The organism is Leptospira weilii, from assembly GCF_006874765.1.
GTDB lineage: Bacteria > Spirochaetota > Leptospiria > Leptospirales > Leptospiraceae > Leptospira > Leptospira weilii.
In genome coordinates, this window is record NZ_CP040840.1 from 3,882,356 (window position 1) to 3,907,912 (window position 25,557).

Below are 25,557 nucleotides of genomic sequence, written 5' to 3' on the forward strand. Positions count from 1 at the left end.
TGTTTGAACAAGATGAATGATTCTATAACTCAAACCTGCAACGCGACCCTTAGGGAGCGTTGCATGAGTTACTTATCACTATGGTCGCTTCGCGGAACTCAAACCTCGCTCCTATGGTCGCTTCGCGGAACTCAAACCTCGCTCCTATGGTCGCTTCGCGGAACTCAAACCTCGCTCCTATGGTCGCTTCGCGGAACTCAAACCTCGCTCCTATGGTCGCTTCGCGGAACTCAAACCTCGCTCCTATGGTCGCTTCGCGGAACTCAAACCTCGCTCCTATGGTCGCTTCGCGGAACTCAAACCTCGCTCCTATGGTCGCTCGGTTAGGTCCGAAAAGAATTATCTGTCTCACAGAAGAAACGACCGAGTTATTTTATTTACTCGGAGAGGAAGAACGTATCGTAGGCATCTCCGCATATACAGTTCGACCTCTCAAAGCTAAAGAACAAAAACCCAAGGTTTCCGCGTTTATCAACGGAAATATTAAACGTATTCGGGAGTTGAAGCCGGATCTTATCATCGGCTTTTCGGATATTCAAGCCAACTTAGCAAAAGATTTAATATCGGAGGGACTTAACGTTCTTGTAACCAATCAAAGAACAATTTCCGAGATTTTTGATACGTTGTTGCTCCTCGGATCCATCGTAAACAAAAGGAACGAAACACAAAAACTAATAGAAGGTTGGAAAAGAAAGTTAGACGAAATTCAGAAAAGATATCTTTCTCGAAGTCGTGTTTCCGTTTTCTTTCAAGAATGGGACGAACCGATCATCAGTGGAATCTCCTGGGTTTCCGAATTGATTGAGCTGGCGGGCGGAAAAGATTGTTTTGAATATCTTAAAAAAAAATCCTTAGCGAAGGATAGAATTATCTCCGCATCGGACGTGGCAAAAGCGAATCCGGACATATACATAGGTTCTTGGTGCGGAAAACCGGTGAATTTTGAATGGGTGCAGAAACATCCGGATTGGCAAAATGTGAACGCAATTCGAAATCAAAAAATTTACGAGTTGGATTCTTCAATCATTCTCCAACCTGGTCCCGCATTATTTGAGGAAGGGATCGATCATCTCGTCAGATTGATTCATTCTTAAAAAAGTTTCAAAGCCTTAGAAATAAGTTATAATACTACGCAAAAACATTTCAAAATGAAATATAAAAATTTTAAGATGAAAAGTCTGCCGCAAGTCCTTAGAATGTAGGAACTTTTTAAGGCAGGATTTAAATTCAAAGTCCTTGCCCTTTCGCGGAAGATAACCATTTTATCCAAATTCAACAATAGAACCACAGTTTATTCATCATTTATGAGCTGTAGGAATTCTTACATTTTTTGTCCTACTAAATTATTCAGTTAACGTGAGTTCAGCGTAAAAAACCCATAATTCATTTTTCGTTGGAATTTGAACTTTATAAATCTATTCTTAAAATACAGAACTGCAACAAATCTTGATTTTACGGACAAATTCTTTCTCATTTTCAACCACCAAACTCACGTTAGTTAAAAAACCGGAGGACTTCCTAGAATAAGACTATAATTTATTTTCAGTTCATTACTGATCTTTATAAAATAGAATATCGTTAATTTAAGCACAATTCCGCGTTTGGACGAAGAATTTTAGGCACTCTATTATGTAAAGATGAGTAGCATCTATTTTAAAAATAATTTATAATATTAGAGTTGTTGAAAAATTAATGTTCCATTTGTTTCTGTTTCATTGAAATGGACGATTGAAGCGGTTTTGTGAAACTTCATAATTGAATTTTTCAAAAATTTTATTATGTATAATGATTTTCCAAGTACAGTAGCGGATTTCGCAGCAAATTCCAAAAAGAAACTCGCGTTTTTCATTAAATTTTTTTATATAAAAAATTTTTAGTTTCCTAAATTATAAAAATCGAATTTTTTATGAGACAAACTTTAATTTCCCGACGATAAATCTTTTACAACCACGTTTATCCTGGAAGTTTTTTAAAGGCACCGTTAACAAACGTATCGGCAGATTACCGATTACAATATGATGGAAACGTTTATTTTAAAATTTGCGATTCTACTAGAAAATGAATTTTACAATTATTTTCTAACTGATACTATGAGAGCATAAGTCTGTCCCAAAGCCTCAGAATGTAGGAGCTTTCTAGATGTTAGTGGATTTTATACTCCCGATCCCTATAAAATAGAATATCGTTAATTTAAGCGCAAATTCTATGTTTGGACACAGAATTTTAGACACTCTATTAGAGAGATGAGTAACATCTAGAAAGTTTCACATTTTTGTGAAATTCAGGCGTCTCGCTTCTATTGGCGCTCGATAGAACTCAACGTCTCGCTTCTATTGGCGCTCGATAGAACTCAACGTCTCGCTTCTATTGGCGCTCGACGGGTTTGGGACAGACTTCAAATTTCGAAGTCATTCGAAAATAATTTTGTTTTCGATCAAAGAAGGACAAAAACATTTTTCGAATGACTCAGTAAAAAGAGGCTGATTGTGCAAGAAGTCCATCAGTACTTGAATCAATATTTGGAAGAAAATATTCTTCAATCGGAAACAATTCACAGAATGAAACACGTCATTCGAGAATTCAGTATTCGAGCACCAAAAGTTCTCGTCACAAAATGTATCGACGGCCGCGTTCACGGAAGTAAATTAAAAGGCTATCCAGTGACTACGATTCGTTTCGGCAGAACGGACGGCAATATTGTTTCCACAAACCTAAATAACTTTTGGTTCTGGAATCGTATTGATCGTTTGATCAATGACGCAACTTGCAATACGCCGAACACTCCCGCTTTATTCATCGCATATATGCATAGATCCGACCTACCTGGACTCGGCTGCGCCGCTCACAATCACGACGATCAAGCCGCCAGAAAAGCGATCCAAGCGCAAACTCAAGCGGTCCGTAAAATCTTTAAAAAAGACAGACTCTATGTGATGGAAGGAATTACCAACACAGACTCCATGGCGGAAACATTGATCTTTGAAAACGAAAGCATGCTAGATACGACTGAGTTCATTCGTAATTTCGACTTTCAAACTAGTTCTGATATTTTTCATAAGGCGTTTTTAAAATTTCCTCTCAAAGATACTTCAACAGCCAGATACGTGGGTTTTAAAACTCCGGAAGAATTGTTTGCGGAACCAGAACTTGCTTTTTTCAACGATTTTCAAACCGCACTTTGTATGAAATCGTACCTCATTCGGGAAGTAATCGGAATTGTCGTATCGGACGATTTCGCTTCTCAAAAATTGATTCAACCCGATTTGTTCAACGCATTGGCTCAAAAACTTTTTTCAGTCAAAGATCTTCCCCCTCTTTTAATTCCCGCTCTTTTATATCAATCCATTTGGAATATTGCATATTCTCTTTATCACAAGCGAAAATTATCCAATCTAAGCGAGATTGAAAAATGGAAAATTTTAGATCATGCAGAGGAGCTGATCTGTTACGGAGACGGTTTTGAGCTATTGCAGAGAAACAAAGCGATTCTTGTAAAGACGGGAAGAGGAAACGATACGGATGCCTTAAACGTCGCTCGAAAAGTTTTAGAAAAAAATCGAGCGAAACAATCCGAAAAAGGTCCCATTCTCGTTCATCTCAACATAGAAATTTCGGGAGAACTTTCCGCTTGGGAAGATATCAACGAAAACATCGCTTCTAAAACAAACACTTTACTTCGAAATTTAGAACAGGTCTTTCATGATGTTGAAACGGTCATTTTAACGACTTATTCCTATAGAGATCAAAAACGTTTTTATCCGATTCATACGAAAAAGGATAAACGAATTACATATCCCGTAGACATCTTAAGCGGAATGAATTCAGAAACATTGTTTTCAAGTATGAGTTTAAAATCTAGAGAAGCTCTTTATGCTACGGAAAGAATGGGAAAGTTCATTTAAAAACATGTTTTTATTCCCGCCTACTATAAATTATTTGGTTTCCTTTAAATTTTGAACGAACTTTGCCAGTTCCGCTCTGAAAGAGAACTCTCTGGTTCCCATCAAATACCGAAACGCGGAAACAATCACATCCGGGCGAGGAGGATCTCCTCCAATGAACAAGTCAGGTTCTTTTGGAAGTTTACCGAGCTTGAAAAGCCCTCCTGAAACCGCTTCCGAACCGCAAGCCACAAGAGCTTTTGGAGAAGGCATCGTCTCCCACGCCGTATCGAGTGGGCCTTCCATATTCGGTCCAACCGGACCCGAATAGACAAGCGCGTCCGCGTGCTTCGGAGAAGCGACGACCCGAATTTTACTCGCCTCACTGTCAAAGAGAGCGTTAAAACTTGCGTTGATTTCCGCTTCGGTTGTATTATTCCCGCTGGCAGCGACCTCTCTAAACTGAAACCCGGTTTTCTTTGTGGCCTTTCTAAACCGCTTTACTTCCTCGTTTTCCATTTCCGGTTTTTCATCCGGCATTCCATTGGTATACGTTACTTTTAAGGCTTCCCGATCGGTGGAATATACGTGAACAAAACCAGAATCGATAATCTTTCCATCAGAGCAAAACTCGGAACATCTTCCACACTGAAGACAAGCTCCATAATCAAAACTCATCTTATCCTTGGAATGAATTTTGAGTGAATGAGTCGGACATACTTGCTCGCAAGACTTGCAGGAAAGACAGGATTCATTGGAAGATAACATAGGAATCGGAATTCCCCTCGCGTTCGGGTTGAAGGGTAAAACCTTTTTATAATTCATCGTTTTTGCAGGACGAATTATATTCAATATTTCGAATATAATTTTCATAGATCCACTCCTACGTAGCTCAGATTAAAGGATTTATTGTTTAACGGAAAATCCCCGATGTATTCTCCCCTTACGGCTAACTCAAGAGCATGCCAATTAGGAACGGAAACTTCCCTGATATAAGCGTTTTCAATCGAGCCGACGGCGTCCAAATCCAAGGATACGAGCACCGGTCCTCTCCATCCTTCCACTGCGGAATAATAGGTCCCTTTTTTGACAGCGGATTTTGACTGGACCTTTCCGAGTTTCAGGGAGAAAGCGGCTTCTAATTTGGGAATCGCCTCTATGAGCCATTTACCGCTGTTTTTCAATTCCTCATAACGCAGATAAAATCTTGCCCATGCGTCCCCTTTCATATGATCCCGATTCAACTCAAGAGAAATCGGAGAACTAAGCATATACGATTTTTCTAAATTACGAAGATCCCTGCTGAGTCCTGTGCACTTCTCCACCATTCCTATAAAGCCAAGATGTCTAACTTGTTTCTGCCGGATTATCCCGCAGGACTGGAGCCTCTCCCGGTTTGTGGAAACGTTCGCGGCTCGTTCAAAATGTGCGACGACATCCGCAGTAACGGAACGAATTCTTTCTGCGAGTTCGTTTAATTTTTCGCGGTTGAGTCCCTTTCTAAGAACGACCTTACCCGGAGATAACGCTCCTCTTCCGAAACGATTCCCGGTCAACGCTTCCATCACTCCAAGAGGAATCCCCCTTTGCAAAGAACAAACACCTTGTAAAGGATAATAACCCACGTCTCCCGCAATCGCACCCATATCTCCGATATGAATCGCAATTCTTTCGAGTTCCAAAAGAACGAGTCTTGCAAAATCCAATTCTTGAGGAACGACGATTTTCTGCGCCTCTTCGAAAATTCTGGAAAACGCGATCGCATAAGCAATTGTACTATCTCCTGAAATCGCTTCCGCATAGGGTAAAGAATCCTTCGATCCTTTTCCCTTGATCAAATCGATTAAACCTCGTTTTTGAAAACCGAGCCGAATGTCTAAATTTCGAATCTCTTCTCCCTTTACGATAAAACGAAAATGACCGGGCTCGATCACTCCCGCGTGAATCGGTCCGACTGCGTGAGAATAATGACTCGCCGGAATCGGTATTTTTAATCCTTTATATACTAAATCTTTAATGCCTTTTTTGGTTACGAACTTTTCCAGATCGGTTTTGCGATCTGCCGTAATATATCTTTCGAAATCATAGGAAGAATAATCCTCTTCTCCCTGATCGGTTCCAAGAGAATGCCTGAGAATCCAAATCGGATTCGAGGTGTCCTCAAAGGCTTCCTTTTCGGAATACTCTACGATCTCGTGTTCCACTCCGTCGCTTGTAAGCCAAAAGCGGTTGTAACCCTTTTTACCCTTTCTCGGATAGAAACCAGTCACGCTACGCATTCAAAATTCTCCTTGCAGTAGATGATAAAAACCCCAAATACCGAGGCCGAGCACCATGATAAAAAGCAAAAACGAATTGGTCATACGGATCTGTAATGTTCCGGCAAATTCCTTTGCAAACGGCCGGTCCTCCAAGTTAAAAAGAGGAACCGTTTTGTAGAGCAACACTCCGAAAAAGATCAATCCCAAAAACGGCACCGTAATCACAAACCACTGGCCTTGAGCCCAGCCTACTTTCAAAAGTAAAAGATCATTTACGAAAATCGGAGAACCGGGAAGAATAAATGCGACAAACAAAGAAGCCGTATAAAGCGATAACGCTTTCTTGTTGATCTTCTCAGAAAGAAAAATTTTGCTCAACTCTCTCTTTCCGGCATCCATTCTCACGATCCCCATCGTTAAGAATAGGACCGATTTCATTACGATATTTCCGGCCATTACGAAATTGAACACAGAATCAGGAAGATCCATCCAGAGAAAAATTCCAATCGCGCCACTGTGAAATAGAGCCACCTTCGCAGTCATCATTCTCAAATCGTTCCTTTGATAGAGCGCAACGATACTCTGCAACATCGTTATAATTCCTAAGATTAATAACCCGTCCGCCGCGCTGAAAGTAGTCGGATACAATTGGTGATCCATGTGAATGAACGGACGTAACGCGTAACTTACCGCGATCGGAACAAACGCGGCGATCAATGCGGAGATTTGACTCGGACTTTCACCATAAGTATCTACGACCCAAACATGATTGGGAAAAAGTCCGAGTTTTGCGGAATACCCGAAAATCGCCAGCCAAAGTCCGATTTCAATCCAGAGATTTTCCGGATGTTCGGATAACTTACCCGCCAAAACTTCGACCGGATGATCAATGCCGTATAACGTAGCTGTAACTATGATGATTCCTAAAAACGCGATCCCTAACCCGAAGGAATTGATCAAAAGAAACTTCCAAGCGATCGGAAACGACTTAGACGTTCTGCTCGAAGACACAAGCAAAGCTCCGGTAAAAGTTGTGGCTTCGATCAAAACCCATTGAAGCGCAAATCCTTCCAAATTCCACGCTGCAAAACTTAAGGCAACGCAAAGAATCATCAAAAAAGACCACATCGTGATTTGTCTTTGGCCTCTGGTGGGCGCTAAAATATAAGCGAGAAGAATCAGAAACAAAACCGTTACACCGATTCCGTTCAAAACGAGAAGATTCATACAGATACCTCTTCTTTTTCGTTCTCGGAAGAATTTTCCATACTAATTCTAAGAGTCGCGGCCGCACCTATGATAAAAACCGCATCTAAGAAAGAACCGAATTCGATTCCTAGGGGAAGTTCCGTCCTCAAAATTTGAGTCAAAAGGAAAGTTCCGTTTTCAAAAACCGCAAAGGAAGCGATCACCCCAACCCAATGACGCCGAACCACAAAACCCACCATTCCCACATACAACAAAAGAAAAGTATAAAGAAAGGACATTTGGTTCACTTCACCAAATCTAAATTTAGTAAAACCTAATATAATAAATCCCACGACAGCTCCCACCATCAAAAGCGCAAACGTGGGAATGTATCCTACTTTCGGAAACGTCGATTCTACGGAATTGGTTCTTCTGGCCGTCCAATAAAGAATCCAAGGAGTGAGAATTACTTTGAAAAGTATGATCATCCCGGCCAGGAATAAACTGTGAGTTCCGTATCCGCCATCTTCGAAAAGCGGAACCAAAAGAAACACACTCTGAAACGCAAGCAATAGAACGAGTCGTTTCAAACGGTTCTCGAGTAAAATCACCACTCCAAGCAAAAGGAGAATTAAATAACTGAATTCTGTTCCCATAAAACTTTCCTTAGGATCAACCTAACTTGAGAAGGATACCCAAAAAGAGCATAAAAATAAAATTCAAACCGAGTAACTCTGGAATCCAAAGCCATTTTCTTCGAGTACTATTCGCTTCGATGTAACCAACGCAAACGGAAACAAAAAGAGCGCCTAAGATCGCCACCACATCAAGCCAGAACGGAGATACCGATCTACTTAAAAAGAATTCCCCGTGATAAACGCCCATCTTTGCGACAAAAAGAAACAAAGAACTTGTTTTAAATTGTTGCGCCAATTCGAAAAGAGCCCTTCTGCTTCCAGAGGCTTCCAACAACATCGCCTCGTGAACCATCGTAAGCTCCAAATGAGTTCTCGGATCGTCAAACGGCGGTTTTGCGAGTTCAGCTAAAATTACCAAAGAAGTTCCCAACAAAAAAAGGCCGCCGAACGCGAGACTTGCAAAGTTCGCGTTGAACACAAGATGCGATTCGAACACCACGAGAACGAGGATCATGATCGGTTCGCAAAACACGTAGAGAATTATTTCTCTCGCCGCTCCCATTCCCGCAAACGAAGTTCCGTTTTCCACGGAATAGGCGAGTAACGCAAATCGCATAACTCCGATTAGGAACGGGATAAGAAGAAACGATCCCCATTCGAAACTCGCCAAACTCCAAACCACAAGCCCCGCCAAAAAAGCTATGAGAGGAGACGCTTCCGTAAAGAACCCGGAAAAGGGCCCATCCACCGGTTTTTTACGGATCATTCTCCAAGTATCGTAGAGTATCTGAAGAATAGGAGCGCCCTTTCTTCCTTGCGAATAGGAACGTATTTTTTGAATAAGCCCCCCACACAAAAATGGGAGAGCAAAAAACGATATTATCCGAATTACTGGGTCAAGGTACTTAAGAATAATTTCCATAAATCTCCCTCGGTTAATTTCAGACCGATAATCACAAACAGAAGGATCACCACGGTTACGGACGAAAATGCAAGGTTGATCGAAATCGATTCCTCATCCGCCTCGTTCACTCTCGTCTTAAAAGTATTTAAGAATTTTATAATTCCATGAAGTATTCCCTCGTCTAAACGAGAATTTCCTTCCTCGTTGGTAAAATATCTTCCCAGAGAAGGGAAAAGAGGATCCGAAATTCCATCGGAAGGAATCGCAACGTCCGCACCGCCGTAATTGCCGCCGCAGTCCCAAAGTTTCCTTCTAGCAATTTTTGTTCTCCAGCCGAAAATTCCAACAAACGTGAGCATACCGAGTCCGAGAAAGTTGACGATTGCAAGTCCGCGATACCATTTCTCATCCAACCATTCGGTGGTTGGGGAATAGTAAACCGCGTACGCCGAAATCACCAAAGAAACGAGAAGGATCAAAGTTCCGCTCAAAGAAAGAGAATAAAAAATCGAACGCGAAGGTTTGTTTTCAGACCATTCGGTTCTCGGTCTGGACAACACCATTCCCAAAAAAATTCTCAAGTGCCCCGCTGCTCCTAAAACCAAACCGGAGGAAACTAAAATCAAAAGAGGAAGGACGAGAATTGCGCTTTGTCCCGGAATTTCCAAAACTCCCGCGACTAATTTCACAAACGTCGCTTCCGAAAGAAATCCAGTGGTCCCCGGAATCGCGAGAAAACTGATCGTCCCTAAACTCAACAACGAAGCGGGTAATCCAGAAATTCTTCCGACACCTGTGTTCTGATCTACATTCGAAAAACCTGATATTTTGGTGAGGTATCCGATTGAAAGGAATTGAAACGTCTTACTGATACTGTGGTGGATCAAAGAAAGAATGAACAGAAACGAAAAAGATCTGCTGAGTACTTTTAAATTCTCCACTTCACTGTCTTTCCACAACGCGGAAAGAAGAATACAAAGAAACAGAAAATTCATATTCTCTACGGTGCTGTAAGCAATCGCCTTCTTAGCATCCTTTGAAAATAAAGAAGATAAACCCGCCCAAAGTACTCCGAAACCCGCCAAAGGAATTAAAATTTTGATATAAACAGTATTACCGAGCCAAGGTGCCACGAGCTGATGAAAAAGAATCAAAGGAAGATTTACCAAAATTCCCGAGTAAGCGGCAGACGCATGCGCCGGAGATCCAGAGTGAGCTTCCGGAAGCCAGAAGTGAAATCCAAAAAAGGCCGCTTTCACCAAAAGACCGGCAACCAAAAAAACATTTCCGAACTGACCTTCGGGAGAATAAATCCAATACGTAAAACAAAAAGCTCCGACCCCACCCGCAACGACTAACGCAATAAAACTTTTGATGGAATTCGGAGTCCATTTGCCTCCTTGATAAAGAAGGAAAGCGCTAACCGTGGACAATTCCCAAAATAGAATCAGCCATAAAGTTTTACCGACTAAATAGCACAATCCAGTACTGAGAAAAAATATAGCATAGCCCAAAAGAATGGTTGTTCTTTTACGGTGCTCATAACCGTGAACATAAACGGAAATTATCATTCCCAACACCGTCTGAAGAGTAAGGCCAATAAATACAGCCGTATCCTGCCCGAAAAAATCCTTACCGAGCACCTTTGCTGCTAAAAAGGGTACAACAAGAGACATTGCAACTATCAAATAAGATAGAATAATCATTGGCTGATTGAGCCTCCTTTTGCTAGAGCGCGGCGTTCATCTGAAAGAAGAATACGCTCGCGTTTTTGTCAGAGGTATGCTGTTTCATCAACGCCGCAGTATTTAATTCAAACTGGTTCGTCGTTCCATTGTAGAACAAGGGACTGTTTCTATAATTTCGAATCGAATTTCCCGCGATCAAAAAACCCGCACCTGTCCAAATAGACACATTATCGTTCACCTGAAATATCCACGTTAGATCCAATTCGTTATAAATGTTTCTACCCGTAGAATACGATTGCGTGAAAGCGTTTCCCGTATAATTTTCCGTAGAACCCGCGGAAGAAATATTCCCGGACGCGTTAGTCGACGTTGCTACTGGAGAAGAAAGTACAGAACCTGCGATCGAGTTCGCGCCCCCGTTGATCGCATACCAAGCGTCGTTTTTCTGAACCTTATCGTTGATGATATACGCTATTTGAAACATTCCCCACTTGTTGCTTTTGTAGGTAAGGTTCGCATTCCAGGAACTTAAGTTTTTCATATCGATATTTTCGGAAAGGCCGGCTACGTTATTCCAATAAGGAATTACTCCGAAACGAGGGTTCACAAGAGTTTGGAAAGTGGAAAAACTTCCATCCGTTCGGTTATTATCGCCGGAGGCGTACATGTATTGTAATCCCAACCTTAACTTCTCCAGAAAGGTATAACCACTTTGAGCGACATGAAAATGGCCGGAATACTTGATCCTTTCGGTTTTCGTATCGGCAAGGTTTATACCTTCGATCGCGCCCGGGAGGTCGTAACCTAAAAATCGTTTATGAATTCTTTGACCGTTGTAACCGTTCTGCCATGCGCTTTCGAAGGTCCAATCCCAAGCCTTTCCTTCGGGAAGATTGTTTTTATTGGTTCTATTAGTGAGTCTGAAACCGGTCGTATAAAGTTGATCGTTTTGCCTTTTACGATTGATTGCAAGAACGTCGTCCGCAACGGAAGCGGGAGTCGTTTGAGGAATCCACTTCTTGACCACATTTATATTATAAACATCTAAAACTATTTCATTCAAGATTTTGAACGTATTGTATGTACCGAAAAGGGTTGTGTCCGATTGAGAAGCGGAAGAATTCGTGTTTCCCGGAGTAGAATTGACCTTTGGATCGTTGGAAGAAAGAACACCGTTCACACCGCTTTGAGCCCAATAAGGTCTCGCGGCAAAAAAGTGAGAACTAAAATTCTCGTAATCGAACATAATTCGGGCGCCGTCGTAGGATAAACCGTTGATCGTCCAGTTTCCTCCGCCGATCATTCTTTGATCACCGTAGGCCCAAATCTGCCGACCAATCTGCATTTTAGCTTCCAAAGGAAGTTTTTGAATCATTACAAAGGCTTCTCTAATACTTGTATTGTTGGGAGCGATTGAATTGTTCGGTTTTCCCGGAATATTCGGATCCGAGCTAAGAGTCGGAGTATTGCTGAAAAATCCCGAACGAATGTCTCCGACATTTGCAGGAGATACACCGCCCCAAACTCTGGTATCTTGAATGGTAATTTTAAAAGTCACATAAGGATTCGGATCGATGAGAAAATAAAATGCAGAAGTCTGCATGATTCGATCCGTATAAGCGTGATTGGACTTATCAAAGTTGAGATTATTTCTAGATTCGTATCTGGGTCTCAGATAAAAACCTAATTTGATCCAATCATTGATCCAAAGTTTATTCGAGTATTTGTTTACTGTCTTAGAGAGATCCGGATCGATAAACATGTGCCGATTGTACTCGGGACTAATTCCGTTTTTTTTCATCGGAGAAACAAAATCAAAATGATCCAATTTTTCCTCCGTCGTAGGTTTCGTTTCCGTTGTAACGACAGGCCCTGCGTTTGTCGGAGTAGCCTGAGAAAACAAAATCTCACTTTCGAAAAAGAAAGAGAGAAAAAACAAAATAAACATTATTTTCGTTTTCGTAGTGTGTTTTTTTTGATTTGAAATCATCTGATTTAACTCTTCATTTTTATTTGAGAAAATGAAAATCGCAAGATCTTATACTTAACCTTTTCAAGAAAGATCCACACAAAAATTCAAACATCAGATATGAACTCCCTTGACGACTTACTATGAAATTCAATCCCAATAACTCGGGAACCTATCCAATATACGGATCACAGATTTAAAATAAAACCTATCTATGATGGCCGAACCCCAAATCACCTTGTTTTCATCTATACTCGATAGGAAAAAAACTGCGAGTTCAAGCGTGACATTGAATTTTTAAGCACATAAAAAGACAACTAAGCGCAACAAGTTTCGAATCTTATTGCAATAGAAATTCGAGTTTTTAAAACAAACTGTAAAAACAATCGCCAAGAAAAATCGTGCGTTTCTTCTCCTTAAGTTAAAGTTACGAAATAATAATAGAGCGGAATACCGGCAATTATGTTGATCGGAAATACGATAGAAAGTGCGACTGTAAGATAAATACTCGGGTTCGCTTCGGGAATCATATCTTTCATAGCGGCAGGCACCGCAATATAAGAAGCGGAAGCACAAAGAACAACGAACATGAGAGCGTCCCCAATAGGCATTCCAATAACTTTAGTAAGAATTAAACCTACTGTTGCATTTACAACCATCAAAACAATAGCCGTTATAATCAAAAAGAATCCGACATGAGCAAGTTCTTTGAATCTACGAGCCGCGGAAATTCCCATATCCAAAAGAAAGAATGTAAGAATTCCCTTAAATAAATCATCCGCAAATACTTTCTCGGCTTTCCAACCAGAATCACCCGTGATATAACCTACGATCAACGCCCCAACTAGAAGATAAATCGAAGAGCCAAAAAGAGCCTCGTGGAACAATGCTCTCCAATTGATTTTACTTCCGCCATTCATTTTATTTTTGTTCAAACGATCTAATATTACCGCGATTACGATCGCAGGGGATTCCATCAAAGCCATTCCCGCAACGATAAAGCCGCCGTATTCGACTTTGAGATTGTGTAAGAACGCGCCCGCGGTTACAAAAGTAACCGCACTAATGGACCCGAAAGAACCGGCCAAAGCGGCGGCATTATGTTTATCAAGTTTAATTTTCAAAATGAAGTACGCGTATATCGGAACCAAAATGGCCATAATCGAACAAGCAATTAAAGTGAAAAAATGTTCTTGGGTAAATGCGGTTTTGGACAACTCGTGCCCCCCCTTAAAGCCAATGGCAAAAAGAAGATACATTGAAAAGAACTTAGACAGCGATTCGGGTATAACCAAGTCTGATTTGAAAAAAACCACACCCATACCGAGAAAGAAAAACAATACCGGCGGGTTTAATACGTTTTCTAAAATTGCGTGTGTGTTCATAATAAGCTAACTCCATGATTTAAGAATATCGTGACTTCGATTAAATCTATTTCCTAAACCCCTATTCGAATAGACTTTCCAAGATTATAAAATTGGACAATCATTTTTTGAAAAATTGAGTTTCTATAAATTTTTGATGGTTTTTATAATCTTTTAGAGACAGATAAAAACTTAAAATTGAAACCGGAGATTTTCAGTAAACGGTTTAAAAGCGAAATTATTTTTACTATTTTATAGCAATTTGGGTAATCAAATAATTCATCTATCATACTGTAAAAACCGCTTTTGGGGATTGAATTATAGAATTTTTGAGTAGGCTTTTATCGATATTGCAGCCTCCATATATTGAATTATAAGTCCGGTAATATTTACCAATTGTTAATAATTCGCGTGAAGCCTTTTTCTAATCGATTGTTGTTTTGAAATTTAAAATCTATTCTAAAACGATAAATCGATTTTAAATCATTTATTGATCCCTATAAAATAGAGTACCGTTAATTTGAGCACAATCCACGTTTAGATACAGAATTTTAGACACTCTATTATGATTATGGAAAGATGAGTAGTAAGCTCGTAATCATAACCTTACCCACAAGCAATGGGATCTCCAGATCAATTTGTCGGAATTACGACAAAATCCCCCGTGAAACTTAGTTACCACAATAAGAAGGTGTTTACTGAGTTTAAGAAGCGTTGTGCCTGAGTTTCCCCTTATCTTGGGCGGGGTGAAAAGGTTCGGGAAATTTTTCTCTATAGAAAATTATACTTTTTGCAAGGTAAAAAGCCTTATTCTTGTCGGAACACTTGAAAAATGAGCGTTTTTTGATCTTTCTGATTCTAAAAATCTTTTCAATTTGTGGGTAAGGTCATGGCTCGTAATAAAACGCTGGAAGTTTTCACGTTTTAGTGGATAGATGCTAGGAATCAGGGTTTTAGGGTCAGTGGATAAGTAAAAAAATGACCTTGCCTAGGAGAGGGATCAGACGTTAACAAAGGTTAATTTTCCTCCTTTATAATGTAAAGTCCTATAGAAGCTTCACATCCTAAAAGCCTATTTCAAAACCTCAAAAATGTAGGGACTACAATTTTAAACGACAAGAAAAACCACCAATACGACGTAATCTATGAGAACTTACGTTTTTTTAGAAACTTGCCGGATCGCTTAGAGATACTTCTTTAAGGTTTTGAGACGAGCTCTTAGTTTTTGGGCAAATTCTGAATCGAAATTCCCTTTTCTAAAAAATGAAAAGGAAAAAACTCAAACCAAGAAACTATTGAACATATAAAATCGGAAATTATTGTCACAGGATATAAAAAGATTTAGATTTAAAAAAGTACTGGTACACATGAGATTTTCCGAAAAAATCTGATCCATTATAGAATATAGAAAAATCCAAGCTTTTGTAGAAAAAATAATTTATTTCGGAAGCATTTTTAAAAAGAATAATTATTGCTTTAGTCATATACGATACTAAAGGTCGTTGAACGGAATGTATAAGAATCCAAATTTTAAAACTTTCATTCTTCTGTTTGGCTTTTCTTTTTCTTCAATTTTTGCACACACCGAACCTGTGGTATTACTTGATCAAGATGTCTCTTCAAAAAATATCAGTTCTCTTATCGAATACCGATATAGGGATCAAAAATTTGCAGGTTGTTCCCCGAATCATATCGATGGTCTAGAAGATTTAGAATGGCATTCGATTTCAGCCAACGTTCTCAGAGTGAAAAGGACTTCTTTCGGAAATTGGTTACGCTTCAGCATTCAAAATTCTGAATCTACAATTCAGAGTAGAATTCTTCTACTCGGCTGGTTGAATGTTCCTGATACTCAACTTTGTTTTTTTGATAAAAATGGAAAATTCGTCACCGTAAAATCGGGCTATTCAAATCCTACAACGGATGAAAGGGTTCTCACAACATTACCACATTTTAGAATAGATTTGCAACCGAACGAAAATAGAATTTTTTATCTTTTTGTGTTATCAAACGAGGATATCAATTATCGAATCCGGATTATGGGTTTAGAAGAATTCGAACTTCACAAAAGGCTTAAATTCATTATTTCCTATTCGATCGCCGGAATCGTTGGATTTGCAATTCTCTATTCTTTTTTCGGCTATTACCGATTTAAGAATTCGACTTTCATTTTTTTTCCGTTATACGTACTTTCGATCATCGTCACTTTTTACTTTCTTCATGGACGTACTTTTGCCGAAATTTTCGGAAACGCAAATAATCTATTTCGGCACAGCTACTTCTTATTTCTCGGGATCTCTTACGTGTTTTTATTTTTATATCTATTCTCAATCGACAAAACCAATCAGAAGAAAGTTTATCGCTCGGTGTTCTTTTGGATCGCAGGAGCATTGGGAATTTTATATTCTCTAATCCCTCTCCTACAATCTTGGTATGATCACAGAATTCTTCTTTTAGTCGCGACTGTCGGTTTTTCTTCTTTTTACTTTATTCGAGTTCACTATCAATTCTTCAGTTCCAATTCTTCAATCGGATTACTTTACACAACTTCTTGGGCCATATTTCTTGTTTTAGACACATACAAAACGATTTTCCATTTTGATTTTTATCCGTTTAATTATTTTTCGGTGTTTGGAGTCGTACTCTTTTTTCCTTTTCACTCGATTTTAGTAAGTTTTTCGTTAAACGAGTTTTTCAATCGAAAAAGAAACCAAGAAATAGGGGAAAAAGAATCGGCGCAAACCAGAAAATCAATTACAAGTTCCTTAAATGTAAACGAGGTCGTTCGAAATATTAAGGATCTTTTAGAAAAGAAGAAAGTTTTCCTTCAAAAATCTTTAAAAGAAGAAAATATAGCCAAAGAACTCGGATTAAGTCTTCACCAACTTTCAGAAATCGTCAACGTAGAGTTTGGAAATAATTTTCCCTCCCTAATCAATCAATATAGGATCGAAGAAGCTAAAAAACTTCTTTTAGATCATCCAGAAAAAACAACTTCGGAAATCGGGAGCCGCGCTGGATTCAGCTCCAAATCCACGTTCTATATGGAATTTAAAAAGCTCACCGGAACCAATCCGAATGCCTACCGTAGAAAAAAACTCAAAAGCGAAGCCGTTTTCAGTAAAAAAATTTAGAGAATTATAATATATTTAAAAATTTACAGAACCGAATAATAAAGCGTTCGTTTGTAAAAACAAATAAAGATACTTTTCGAAGGTTCGAAATCATAATTCATAATAATTATAATATTTAAAAGATAGCAAACGCCCTTAGAAAATAAAATTAAAATAGCCGAATAATCTATAAATTATTGGGAAAAGGCGCGATTTGTGAGCTATCGCATTGTGCAGTAATTCAACTCTGATTTTCAATATTACTTTTATACGTTGTCATAGTATTTCCGTGAGTTCGGTGGTTGAAAATGAGAAAGAATTTTCTAAAAGTAGGAACCCCCTACTTTTAGAATTTGTTCGTAAAATCTCGATTTGTTCTAGCTCCCACATTTTAAGAATAGATTTACAAAGTTCAAATTCCAATTTTCTACGGAAAAATGAATTAGGCCGAATTCACGTTGATTTGTTTCAAAATCTTGAATGTAGGGACTCCACAAATACCATATATCATAAAAATGGCGCCAAAAATTAACGGACAGTTTTCACAAAATATAGAAGCGTTCACAAAATTGCTCCGAATCCAGAATTGTTGTTTTTTTGAAGAGATCTAACATTCTAAATTTTGAAACAAACTTATTATAGTATTCTTTTCGTTCGTCCAAGTAATAATAAAAATAATACCGATTACAACATTTTCAAACCAAAGTGAAATTTGTTTTAAAAACCTTTTTCCTCTCGGAACGTCATTCTGCGATGTGGATTGCAATTTTTGAATAAATGAAGATTTTCTTTTTGATCTTTCTAATATTTCTTTCAGTCTGCCGATAAGACTATGAAAAAGAAAATTCTTCTTTTAGGATCCGGGGAACTCGGTAAAGAATTCGTCATCGCAGCACAAAGATTAGGACAATACGTAATTGCCGTCGATTCTTATGACAACGCGCCCGCTATGCAGGTTGCTCACGAAAAAGAAATTATCAACATGCTAGACGGCAACCTTTTGGATCAAGTCGTAGAAAAACATAAACCGGATCTGATTGTTCCCGAAATCGAGGCGATTAAAACCGAACGTTTCTACGAATATGAAAAACAAGGCTATCAGATAGTTCCCTCCGCTAAAGCCGCTAATTTCACAATGAATCGGAAATCAATTCGCGATCTTGCGGCAAAAGATTTAAAACTTCCTACTGCAAAATATTTATATGCTTCCTCGGAAGAGGAATTGATAAAAGCAACCGAAATATTAGGTTTTCCTTGTGTGGTCAAACCCCTCATGTCTTCTTCCGGAAAAGGACAGTCAGTCATCAAATCCCCGAAAGATATTTCCAAAGCATGGGAGGCTTCTCAAACTAAAGGCCGTACGGGCACCACGGAAATCATCGTGGAAGAATTCATTTCTTTCAAATCAGAGATCACACTTCTAACGGTTACGCAGAAAAATGGCAAAACGCTTTTCTGTCCACCGATCGGTCATAGGCAGGAAAGAGGAGATTATCAGGAAAGTTGGCAACCGGCAGAAATTTCCGAAGCTCAATTGAAAGAAGCGCAAAAAATGGCGGGAGCGGTAACAAAAGAACTGACAGGTTTCGGTATTTGGGGCGTGGAATTTTTTTTAACCGAAGATCAGGTCTATTTTTCGGAACTTTCTCCGAGGCCGCATGACACTGGTATGGTTACGTTAGCCGGAACACAAAACTTCAACGAGTTTGAACTTCACATTCGTGCGATTTTAGGAATTCCGATTTCCGAAATCACTCAAGAAAGAAAAGGCGCAAGCGCTGTAATTCTTGCGAGTACGGACGGTAAAATTCCGGAAACAAAAGGATTAGATATCGCATCAGAAATGCCCGAATCAGATTTCAGAATTTTCGGAAAACCGATCACAAGACCTTACCGTAGGATGGGAGTCGCCCTCTCTTATTCCTCAAAAGGAGAAGGAACTTCCTCTCTTCGCAAGCGTGCGATTCTTTTAGCTTCTAAAATTAAAGTCGATTAAGGGGATTCGTCCGTACACATATTCGCATAATATTGGATCAGATTATGATCTAATATCTTTATGCTCTCATTCTTCAAAAGAACTATCTTTCTTTGTCTTAATATCTTAAGACCTCGTTTTAAGATTTCATCGGAATCCCGAATAAGATAATTTCCTTTTTTAGTCAGAATCGTTTCCTTAATTAAATTCCTTAACTCGCCCATCTTTACTTCCGTTCCCGCTTCCACGATCAAACGCGCCACAAGTTGATTCGGTAAAATTCTCCTGTATTTTCTCCAACTTTGTGTAATTTCAAATCCGATAACCCCCACCGGATCTTCTTCGTGTATATATCTCGAAACCGGAATCGGTTCGCAAAGATCCATGTACACTTCCTTTCTTTTATAGAAAAAATCTTTAAAGCCGGATTTTTTATCTTTTCCGCAAAACTCTTCGTCCTCCGGAACGTTTTCATAAGACAACACAATCGGAACTACGATAACTTCAGAACCAGTATGTTTATAGGCCTCCACGGAAGTGGATAAAATTCCGGTTTTAATCGGAAGAATCCCTCCAGTTCGAGAACGGGTTCCTTCCGGATACACCAAAGTCGGAATTCCAGCCTCCAACATCATCGTAGAATATTGAGTTAAACATTCCAAATATAGAATATTCCGATTTCTTTTTCTATCCACCATGTAAGCACCGAGGGACTTCAATATGTTAGCAAGCCCAGGAGTAGCCATTACTTTTTTATCGGCGGCGTATCGCGGCACCGGAAGTCCGAGCCATTTTAAACCAAAAGCAACTTCTATCGAATCCAAATGGGATCTGTGAGTTGGCGTATAAAGAATATCGTATCTCGAAGCTAAAGCTTTCACTTCTTTGACACAACCGCCGATCTTAGGCAATCCAGATCCCGATTTAAAACCGTTTAAAATGTAACGAATCGGTATGATCAGGTTTATGAGCGTATCACGTAAGAACGGCTTGTAATCATCCGCAATTTCAGAAACATAAAAATCTAATATTTTTGTTAGATCCTTATTCCCCTTTTCCTGAAACTTCTTTTCTACCTCGTTCCAGAGTTGTATCTCTTTCGGAATCTGCAAAAGATCCGTAATATCCTTGGATGCTTCCGCTTCCTTATATCTTTTTTCCAATGACTTCACAAGAAGCGAGGATTGTTTAACGATACGATCCGTCATTCCCGGTTGGCTGTTGATATGCCTTAATACATTTTTACTCAACGCTTCCTGAAATTTTTTACCGGAAGCCATTCCTAAACCGGAACGTTTTGTGGTGGTTTTGGAAATGTGACGAACCTCGTCGGAAGTGGATTTGGAAACGAAACGAATCAATTCCGTCGGAGAAACCCTTCTGGTAAGTATTTGAAAAAGAATGCTATAAAGTGGAATATCTACGTTTTTTTCCTCAGCCAAAGAAATGATCGAAGCAAGCGCAAAAGCCCCCTCTACGTGACTTTCGCTTTGACTGACTTCTTTTTGAATGAATTCGGCAGGATTAAAAAACAATTCGATTCTTTCGATCAGATTAGGCCGGTCTTCTCCGGAGATCAATTTATGTACAAATCGATGACCGTATGCCTTGTTTCGACTATAACGGGAAGTGCAAGAAGCAATCAAATCTGCAAGACCATATTCTTGTACGGGCTTGGTGGGAATTCCGAGCGTTTCCAAAAGAGTGATAATTTCCGAATAACCTAGACTGATCAGTTCTCCTTCGAAATTACTTCCGCACTCGGGAATTCCCGAAGCGATTCCGCAAGCGATCGCGATCGGATTTTTCATCACTCCGAACACCTCTAAACCCATCAGATCTTCGTATGTTTTGGTATGACTACGAGAATCGCCGAATAACGTTTCAAAAATTTCGACCGATTGAGTTCCAGAAGAAGCCAAACAATAAAAACTGTGATGACCCCGTTTTAATTCTCCCAAAATATTCGGGCCGTTAACCGCGGTGTATTCCACATTTTTTAATTCTCCCGTAACGGAAAGTTTATGAATATATTCAGAATATGTAATGCAATTTGTTTTTCTTCTTGTGGAGATAGATAAAAGTCCTTTCGTAAAGGCAAAGACATAATGGGGGGAATTTTTATCCAAAATTTTGATCAATTCGTCTAAAATTCCCTCCATCAATCTCGAAGGCACCGCGATCACAAGAATCCAAGAGCCGCTTTTTAAAAAGTCGAATTCGCTTTTGACACGAACGTTTTCGGGAAGCGCGATTGAATCTTCAAGAACCGCGGCTATTCTTTCTTTTTCGATTTTTGCGGCTTTTTTCCGATCATCGTACCAAAGAAAAATTTCTTTTGCCTTAGGAGAAAGATACGCGGAGAGATAGATCCCCATCGGCCCGCCTCCCAAAACTGCGATATTAGCAGATATAATTGCGGATGATTTTATTTCTTCCATTCTGATTCTATTGAGACGCTAAGAATTCGGGAAACAATCAGAAAACGGATCTTTCGTTTTCTTTTTCCGGGTTGCCTAACCGACAAATCGCAAGAGAGTGGGCTTGTGACTTTATCGAGTGCGACAAAAAAATATAACGGATCCTTTCTTTTTTTCCTATTCTTAAGTTACCTTCTTATCAGCTCTATAAATTGTGCCACATATTTTCAAAACAGAAAAAACGATCTGAAAGATATCTTTACCTTGGGGGTGGAAACTCCAGGTTATGGCGCAGGTCTTAGAATCGGCCCTTTAGCGGCGGGTTTCGTTTTTCAAGGCGGGGAATCCGCTCCAGGTAAAAGAGACTTAGGAAAAGGCTACGGACTTCGGAGCGGTTATTTCGGTTTATACCGGTCTCAACAATTGATCTTCGGAATTTTGGGAAGTGATACTTTTTTTCCTTTGGAAGCAGAAACACAAACGTCCGAAACGGAAGAAGCATCCGAAACAATTTCTTCGGAAACCGTAGAAGAATTCAAAAACTTGGAGAATTCGAAAACACCAGGCGATCTGGTTCCCGAGTTCTTAAATGAAAGATACAACATCAAAAGTCAAAAACTCCGTTATCTTTCGTTTTACAATATTCCCATAGCGGAAAGACGAAAGAGAAAAAAGGAAGAATTTTACAAAAGATTCATAGAAGGACAAAGTTTCGATCGGAATGATCCCGCGGTACAAAACGCATTACAAACTTTTAATAAAAGAAAAGACGGCTATCCGAAGAGTTTTCTTTATCAGATCGAAGTTTATTTGGGTATTTATGGGGGACTTAGGATCGGATTTAATCCCGCAGAACTTCTCGACTTTCTAGTCGGACTCGCGGGATTGGATTTATTAGAAGACGATACTGCAGACTAAACTTTTTCCATTAAAGTTTATATTCCATCTTTTTGATCACGCCTTTCTTATCAATCGTAAGTCTGATAAACTTTGTATCTTCCGATATCGTTTCGGGCTTCTCAGCCAAAGTTTTATAAGAATTTTTTTGATAATCAGTAGAAACCAAATACCACTCTAAAATCGCGCCGTCTTGCGTATTCAGTTCCACCGACGGAGTTCCCAAAACGGCTTCCGCTTTAATCCGTTTGTCTCCTTCCTTTATCATCCCTACTTCGAACATCCTAATATCGGAATTAGGCTGAAACTCTTGTCTCGGAGGTTGCTTTTTATTTTCGGAACTGCAAAAGAAAAAAACCAAGATAAAAACTAAAATCGAAAACGTTGAAAGTATTTTTTTCACCGTAATGCTCCTAAGTCTAAACTTCAATCCACAAAGTACGATTTCTATTTTTAACCGTCGAGAGCAAAAATAAAATTGGAGTTCAAAAAATTCTTCTTTATCCTTATCAAAAAATCAAAATGGTTCCATGAATGATAAAGGGAACTTTATAAAAACCGTCCTAGTAACCGGCGGCAGCGGTTCTTTGGGTCGAATACTTCTTCCGGAATTAGTTAAAAATTACAGAGTAGTTTGTATCGGAAGAAATCTTTCCTCCTTTTCCGACTCGATTCGATTTCATTCCAATTTTGTTTTTTACGAGGTTGATCTGGAAAACGATCCGGAATTTTCCATCAACGAAAAACCGGAATTTATCATTCATCTTGCGGGAAAGGTAAGCGGCCAAGCGGCTTCTTTGGAAGAATACAAAAGAGGAAACGAACTTTCGACCCAGAAGATTCTTCGATTCGCTTCCAAAAATCGAACGACCAAAGTTTTATTTTCAAGTTCTTCCTCCGTCTACGGTTTTTCAAATCAACCCGTTACCGAAACTTCGGTGCTAAACGGAAATACTTTTTACGCGATTTCAAAAATAGAATGCGAATCCCTCGTGCGAAAATCCAAAAATCCTTTTGTGATTCTCAGAATCGCATCCGTTTACGGACCCACCAGTAAAAGCTTTCTGAACAAACTTTTAAAATTATTTCAATATGGAATTCTTCTCTATTCCGGAAATCCAAACTTTAAAAAATCTATGGTTCATTCTTCCGATGTTGTCGCAATTTTTTTAATTATATTAAAAAAATGGAATAAAGCATCCGGCAAAACATTCAACGTCGCGTACCCGAGAGCATTATCTTCAAAAGACATAGAAATTCTTTTTTTAAAATTGAAACCCGGAAAGTTTTTTTTCAGATTAAAATTTAAGGGTTTAATTTTATTTCTATTTAACTTAGCCAACGGTTTATTAGCCAATGTTTTTAAAAAGAAAGCCAACTTAGAATATATTCAAGAGTCTTCGATCGTAATTTCGGACCGTATTCAAAAAGAATTAGGTTTTCAATTTAAAATGGATTTCGAAGAAGGAATCCAAAGTGTTCTAAACGACACGGTTTAAATCCATCCATAAAACAAGATTATCGAGCCGATCTGAATACTTAATAAAAAAATAAAGTGTTTTTTAATGAAATTTAGTTCTACATCACGATATGAAATGCTTACGTTTTTACAGAGTAAGTTGATACAAGAGTCGTCCGGCTTTTTTACCGAGACGTTTTGAAACAGAAAGAAACTTCCCTACGTTCTCAAAAATTGAGGAATCTTCTTTGGAAAAAGTTTCAAATCTTTTTCGGGAAAACAAAGCCAAATATTTTCCGAAATCAAAAGAGTAACCGTTTCGGAATTACTTTTTTGAAGAATCAAAATAATTTCACGATCGGAATTGAACAACGAGTCAAACGTATTTTAGATAAGTTTCAAATACAAAATCTTATCGAACTACTACTCGAACGCAAGAATAGAATACTATGACAAACTTATTTCGAAAATTAGAATATTGGAATCTTCCTTTAAAAAGCCGGGGTTTCCCGATTTGACTTAATTCTTGAGAACCGCTGTACTTTTGCAAAATCGACCGCTTATTTTCGAGTATCATTTTCACGCGTCCGAGTAGTAAAAGTGAAATTTTACTCATGTCTACATAATAGAGTATCCAAAATTCTGCGTCTAAACGCGGGATTTGTGCTCAGATTAACGGTAATCTATTTTATAGGAATCAGTAGCACTCGTTCTGAAACATTTTTAAAATTTTCCGCATCGAAAATTCAATTTTATGATTCAATAAATTAGAAAACATTTTGAATAAAAGATTCATTCGGTTTTTTCAGAAAGAATAAGTAACAACCGGTCCAAATCATTTTTTAAACCGGTAAGACTTCTTTTATCAATTTCTAAGATTTCAAGAAGTTTGGTCGGAACATTAACCGCTTTTTCTTTTAATTTCTTTCCTTTTGAGGAAAGAAAAATCCGCACCGAACGTTCATCTTCTTCGGAACGCTTTCTAACAACAAGTTCGGAATCCTCCAGACGTTTCAGTAAAGGGGTCAAAGTTCCAGAATCCAAATACAATTTTCTCCCAATTTCTTTTACACTGCATCCATCCCCTCTCCATAATATCAAAAGAACGAGATACTGAGGATACGTTAAGCCCAATTGATCTAGTATGGGGCGATAAAGGGAGGTTAACGCTCTAGAACAAGCATAAAGAGGAAAGCAAATCTGATTTTCCAAAAAAAGATCTTTCGTACTCATAAAAAACCTGTTTCATTTTCATGAAATGAGTTCGGTTTTTATTTTTTTAAAAGTTCTTGAATAACTTTTTCGATCTTTTCCGGTGCGGTAATCGGAGAATAACGTTTAATTACGTTCCCTTGTTTATCTACCAAGAATTTCGTAAAATTCCATTTAATCGAGTTTCCGAAAAATCCAGAGGCTTTTTTCCTCAAAAACCGAAATACTGGATGAGCATTATCTCCGTTTACATCGATTTTTTTAAAAATCGGAAATTCAACTCCATAGTTTTTTTGGCAGAAATTCTTGATCGTCTCATCCGAACCCGGTTCCTGATGTCTAAACTGATCGCAAGGGAATCCGAGAATTTCCAACCCTTCCGTTTTGTATTTCCCATACAAACTTTGTAAACCCGCATATTGAGGAGTAAAAGCACATTCACTCGCAGTATTCACGATCAAGAGAACTTTTCCCTTATAATCCTCCAATCTCTGCTCTTTACCGCTATTCAGAGTAGCCGTTAAATCGTATAACGTTTGGGTCATTTTAGCCTCCATTTAGATTGTGCACAATTTAATTTTACAAAAT

18 protein-coding genes and 1 pseudogene are annotated in these 25,557 nt (G+C 38.9%); 6 read left to right on the plus strand and 13 right to left on the minus strand.

The genetic code is table 11. The annotated features are described in order from the left end of the window. The first annotated feature begins 113 nt into the window (after positions 1-113). Together FHG67_RS18970 and FHG67_RS18975 are read left to right on the plus strand one after the other, a co-directional pair. Positions 114-1,094, plus strand: a complete 981-nt coding sequence (locus FHG67_RS18970; RefSeq protein ID WP_004499657.1) for a cobalamin-binding protein — start codon at positions 114-116, stop codon at positions 1,092-1,094. A 1,392-nt stretch (positions 1,095-2,486) separates the two neighbouring features. Beyond that, positions 2,487-3,902 (plus strand): hypothetical protein, encoded by a 1,416-nt coding sequence (locus FHG67_RS18975; RefSeq protein WP_036075089.1) that lies wholly within the window; start codon positions 2,487-2,489, stop codon positions 3,900-3,902. Between the two features lie 30 nt (positions 3,903-3,932). Here FHG67_RS18975 and FHG67_RS18980 read toward each other — a convergent pair whose 3' ends face one another. The 8 genes from FHG67_RS18980 to FHG67_RS19015 form a co-directional block, all read right to left on the minus strand. Continuing rightward, positions 3,933-4,754 carry an NADH-quinone oxidoreductase subunit B family protein gene (locus FHG67_RS18980; protein WP_004499668.1) on the minus strand — a complete coding sequence of 274 codons (822 nt, stop codon included), beginning with the start codon at positions 4,752-4,754 and terminating at the stop codon, positions 3,933-3,935. Continuing rightward, positions 4,751-6,160: a hydrogenase large subunit gene (locus FHG67_RS18985; protein WP_004499650.1), complete on the minus strand. Its 1,410-nt coding sequence runs from the start codon at positions 6,158-6,160 to the stop codon at positions 4,751-4,753. The genes FHG67_RS18980 and FHG67_RS18985 overlap by 4 nt, the downstream gene beginning before the upstream one ends. Further along, complete coding sequence (locus tag FHG67_RS18990) at positions 6,161-7,369, minus strand: proton-conducting transporter transmembrane domain-containing protein (protein ID WP_002632944.1); 1,209 nt, start codon at positions 7,367-7,369, stop codon at positions 6,161-6,163. Then, positions 7,366-7,986: a hypothetical protein gene (locus FHG67_RS18995; RefSeq protein ID WP_002632953.1), complete on the minus strand. Its 621-nt coding sequence runs from the start codon at positions 7,984-7,986 to the stop codon at positions 7,366-7,368. The genes FHG67_RS18990 and FHG67_RS18995 overlap by 4 nt, the downstream gene beginning before the upstream one ends. 16 nt (positions 7,987-8,002) lie before the next feature. After that, a complete protein-coding gene (locus FHG67_RS19000; RefSeq protein ID WP_004501245.1) occupies positions 8,003-8,890 on the minus strand; it encodes an NADH-quinone oxidoreductase subunit H in 888 nt (295 codons plus the stop codon). After that, a complete protein-coding gene (locus tag FHG67_RS19005) occupies positions 8,857-10,578 on the minus strand; it encodes a proton-conducting transporter transmembrane domain-containing protein (protein WP_036075086.1) in 1,722 nt (573 codons plus the stop codon). The genes FHG67_RS19000 and FHG67_RS19005 overlap by 34 nt, the downstream gene beginning before the upstream one ends. Positions 10,579-10,600: 22 nt before the next feature. After that, a complete protein-coding gene (locus tag FHG67_RS19010) occupies positions 10,601-12,550 on the minus strand; it encodes an alginate export family protein (RefSeq protein ID WP_004499682.1) in 1,950 nt (649 codons plus the stop codon). A 395-nt stretch (positions 12,551-12,945) separates the two neighbouring features. Then, positions 12,946-13,914 carry a sodium-dependent bicarbonate transport family permease gene (locus tag FHG67_RS19015; RefSeq protein WP_002632956.1) on the minus strand — a complete coding sequence of 323 codons (969 nt, stop codon included), beginning with the start codon at positions 13,912-13,914 and terminating at the stop codon, positions 12,946-12,948. Positions 13,915-15,404: 1,490 nt separating this feature from the next. Here FHG67_RS19015 and FHG67_RS19020 point away from each other — a divergent pair. Together FHG67_RS19020 and purT are read left to right on the plus strand one after the other, a co-directional pair. Continuing rightward, the gene (locus tag FHG67_RS19020; RefSeq protein ID WP_016760975.1) at positions 15,405-17,027 is read left to right on the plus strand and encodes a helix-turn-helix domain-containing protein; all 1,623 of its coding nucleotides are present in this window, start codon (positions 15,405-15,407) and stop codon (positions 17,025-17,027) included. An 811-nt stretch (positions 17,028-17,838) separates the two neighbouring features. Next, a complete protein-coding gene (gene purT / locus FHG67_RS19025) occupies positions 17,839-19,002 on the plus strand; it encodes a formate-dependent phosphoribosylglycinamide formyltransferase (protein ID WP_004495026.1) in 1,164 nt (387 codons plus the stop codon). On the opposite strand, the gene FHG67_RS19030 is transcribed toward purT, so the two are convergent. Next, complete coding sequence (locus tag FHG67_RS19030; protein WP_004501186.1) at positions 18,999-21,422, minus strand: 1-acyl-sn-glycerol-3-phosphate acyltransferase; 2,424 nt, start codon at positions 21,420-21,422, stop codon at positions 18,999-19,001. The genes purT and FHG67_RS19030 overlap by 4 nt on opposite strands. A gap of 105 nt (positions 21,423-21,527) precedes the next feature. Between FHG67_RS19030 and FHG67_RS19035 the strand changes: the two genes are divergently transcribed. Then, positions 21,528-22,319, plus strand: a complete 792-nt coding sequence (locus FHG67_RS19035) for an LIC13411 family adhesin (protein ID WP_061231106.1) — start codon at positions 21,528-21,530, stop codon at positions 22,317-22,319. 10 nt (positions 22,320-22,329) lie between these two features. On the opposite strand, the gene FHG67_RS19040 is transcribed toward FHG67_RS19035, so the two are convergent. Beyond that, on the minus strand, positions 22,330-22,701 hold the full coding sequence (locus FHG67_RS19040; protein WP_002615380.1) for an LIC13410 family lipoprotein: 372 nt from the start codon (positions 22,699-22,701) through the stop codon (positions 22,330-22,332). Positions 22,702-22,828: 127 nt separating this feature from the next. Between FHG67_RS19040 and FHG67_RS19045 the strand changes: the two genes are divergently transcribed. Continuing rightward, positions 22,829-23,797: an NAD-dependent epimerase/dehydratase family protein gene (locus FHG67_RS19045; RefSeq protein WP_004501205.1), complete on the plus strand. Its 969-nt coding sequence runs from the start codon at positions 22,829-22,831 to the stop codon at positions 23,795-23,797. 120 nt (positions 23,798-23,917) lie between these two features. On the opposite strand, the pseudogene FHG67_RS19050 reads toward FHG67_RS19045, so the two are convergent. The 3 genes and pseudogenes from FHG67_RS19050 to FHG67_RS19060 form a co-directional block, all read right to left on the minus strand. After that, positions 23,918-24,129, minus strand: a pseudogene (locus FHG67_RS19050) (DUF1564 family protein); the annotation flags it as partial. Between the two features lie 420 nt (positions 24,130-24,549). Further along, positions 24,550-24,990, minus strand: coding sequence for a MarR family winged helix-turn-helix transcriptional regulator (locus tag FHG67_RS19055; RefSeq protein WP_004499658.1), 441 nt, complete (start codon positions 24,988-24,990; stop codon positions 24,550-24,552). A gap of 38 nt (positions 24,991-25,028) precedes the next feature. Then, complete coding sequence (locus FHG67_RS19060) at positions 25,029-25,514, minus strand: glutathione peroxidase (protein WP_004494997.1); 486 nt, start codon at positions 25,512-25,514, stop codon at positions 25,029-25,031. Positions 25,515-25,557 lie beyond the last annotated feature (43 nt).

Coding starts and splice junctions, on each gene's coding strand:
- FHG67_RS18970 (WP_004499657.1), top strand. CDS start 114: ATGGTCGCTTCGCGGAACTCAAACCTCGCTCCTATGGTCGCTTCGCGG.
- FHG67_RS18980 (WP_004499668.1), bottom strand. CDS start 4,754: ATGAAAATTATATTCGAAATATTGAATATAATTCGTCCTGCAAAAACG.
- FHG67_RS18985 (WP_004499650.1), bottom strand. CDS start 6,160: ATGCGTAGCGTGACTGGTTTCTATCCGAGAAAGGGTAAAAAGGGTTAC.
- FHG67_RS18990 (WP_002632944.1), bottom strand. CDS start 7,369: ATGAATCTTCTCGTTTTGAACGGAATCGGTGTAACGGTTTTGTTTCTG.
- FHG67_RS18995 (WP_002632953.1), bottom strand. CDS start 7,986: ATGGGAACAGAATTCAGTTATTTAATTCTCCTTTTGCTTGGAGTGGTG.
- FHG67_RS19000 (WP_004501245.1), bottom strand. CDS start 8,890: ATGGAAATTATTCTTAAGTACCTTGACCCAGTAATTCGGATAATATCG.
- FHG67_RS19005 (WP_036075086.1), bottom strand. CDS start 10,578: ATGATTATTCTATCTTATTTGATAGTTGCAATGTCTCTTGTTGTACCC.
- FHG67_RS19010 (WP_004499682.1), bottom strand. CDS start 12,550: ATGATTTCAAATCAAAAAAAACACACTACGAAAACGAAAATAATGTTT.
- FHG67_RS19015 (WP_002632956.1), bottom strand. CDS start 13,914: ATGAACACACACGCAATTTTAGAAAACGTATTAAACCCGCCGGTATTG.
- FHG67_RS19020 (WP_016760975.1), top strand. CDS start 15,405: ATGTATAAGAATCCAAATTTTAAAACTTTCATTCTTCTGTTTGGCTTT.
- purT (WP_004495026.1), top strand. CDS start 17,839: ATGAAAAAGAAAATTCTTCTTTTAGGATCCGGGGAACTCGGTAAAGAA.
- FHG67_RS19030 (WP_004501186.1), bottom strand. CDS start 21,422: ATGGAAGAAATAAAATCATCCGCAATTATATCTGCTAATATCGCAGTT.
- FHG67_RS19045 (WP_004501205.1), top strand. CDS start 22,829: ATGAATGATAAAGGGAACTTTATAAAAACCGTCCTAGTAACCGGCGGC.
- FHG67_RS19055 (WP_004499658.1), bottom strand. CDS start 24,990: ATGAGTACGAAAGATCTTTTTTTGGAAAATCAGATTTGCTTTCCTCTT.
- FHG67_RS19060 (WP_004494997.1), bottom strand. CDS start 25,514: ATGACCCAAACGTTATACGATTTAACGGCTACTCTGAATAGCGGTAAA.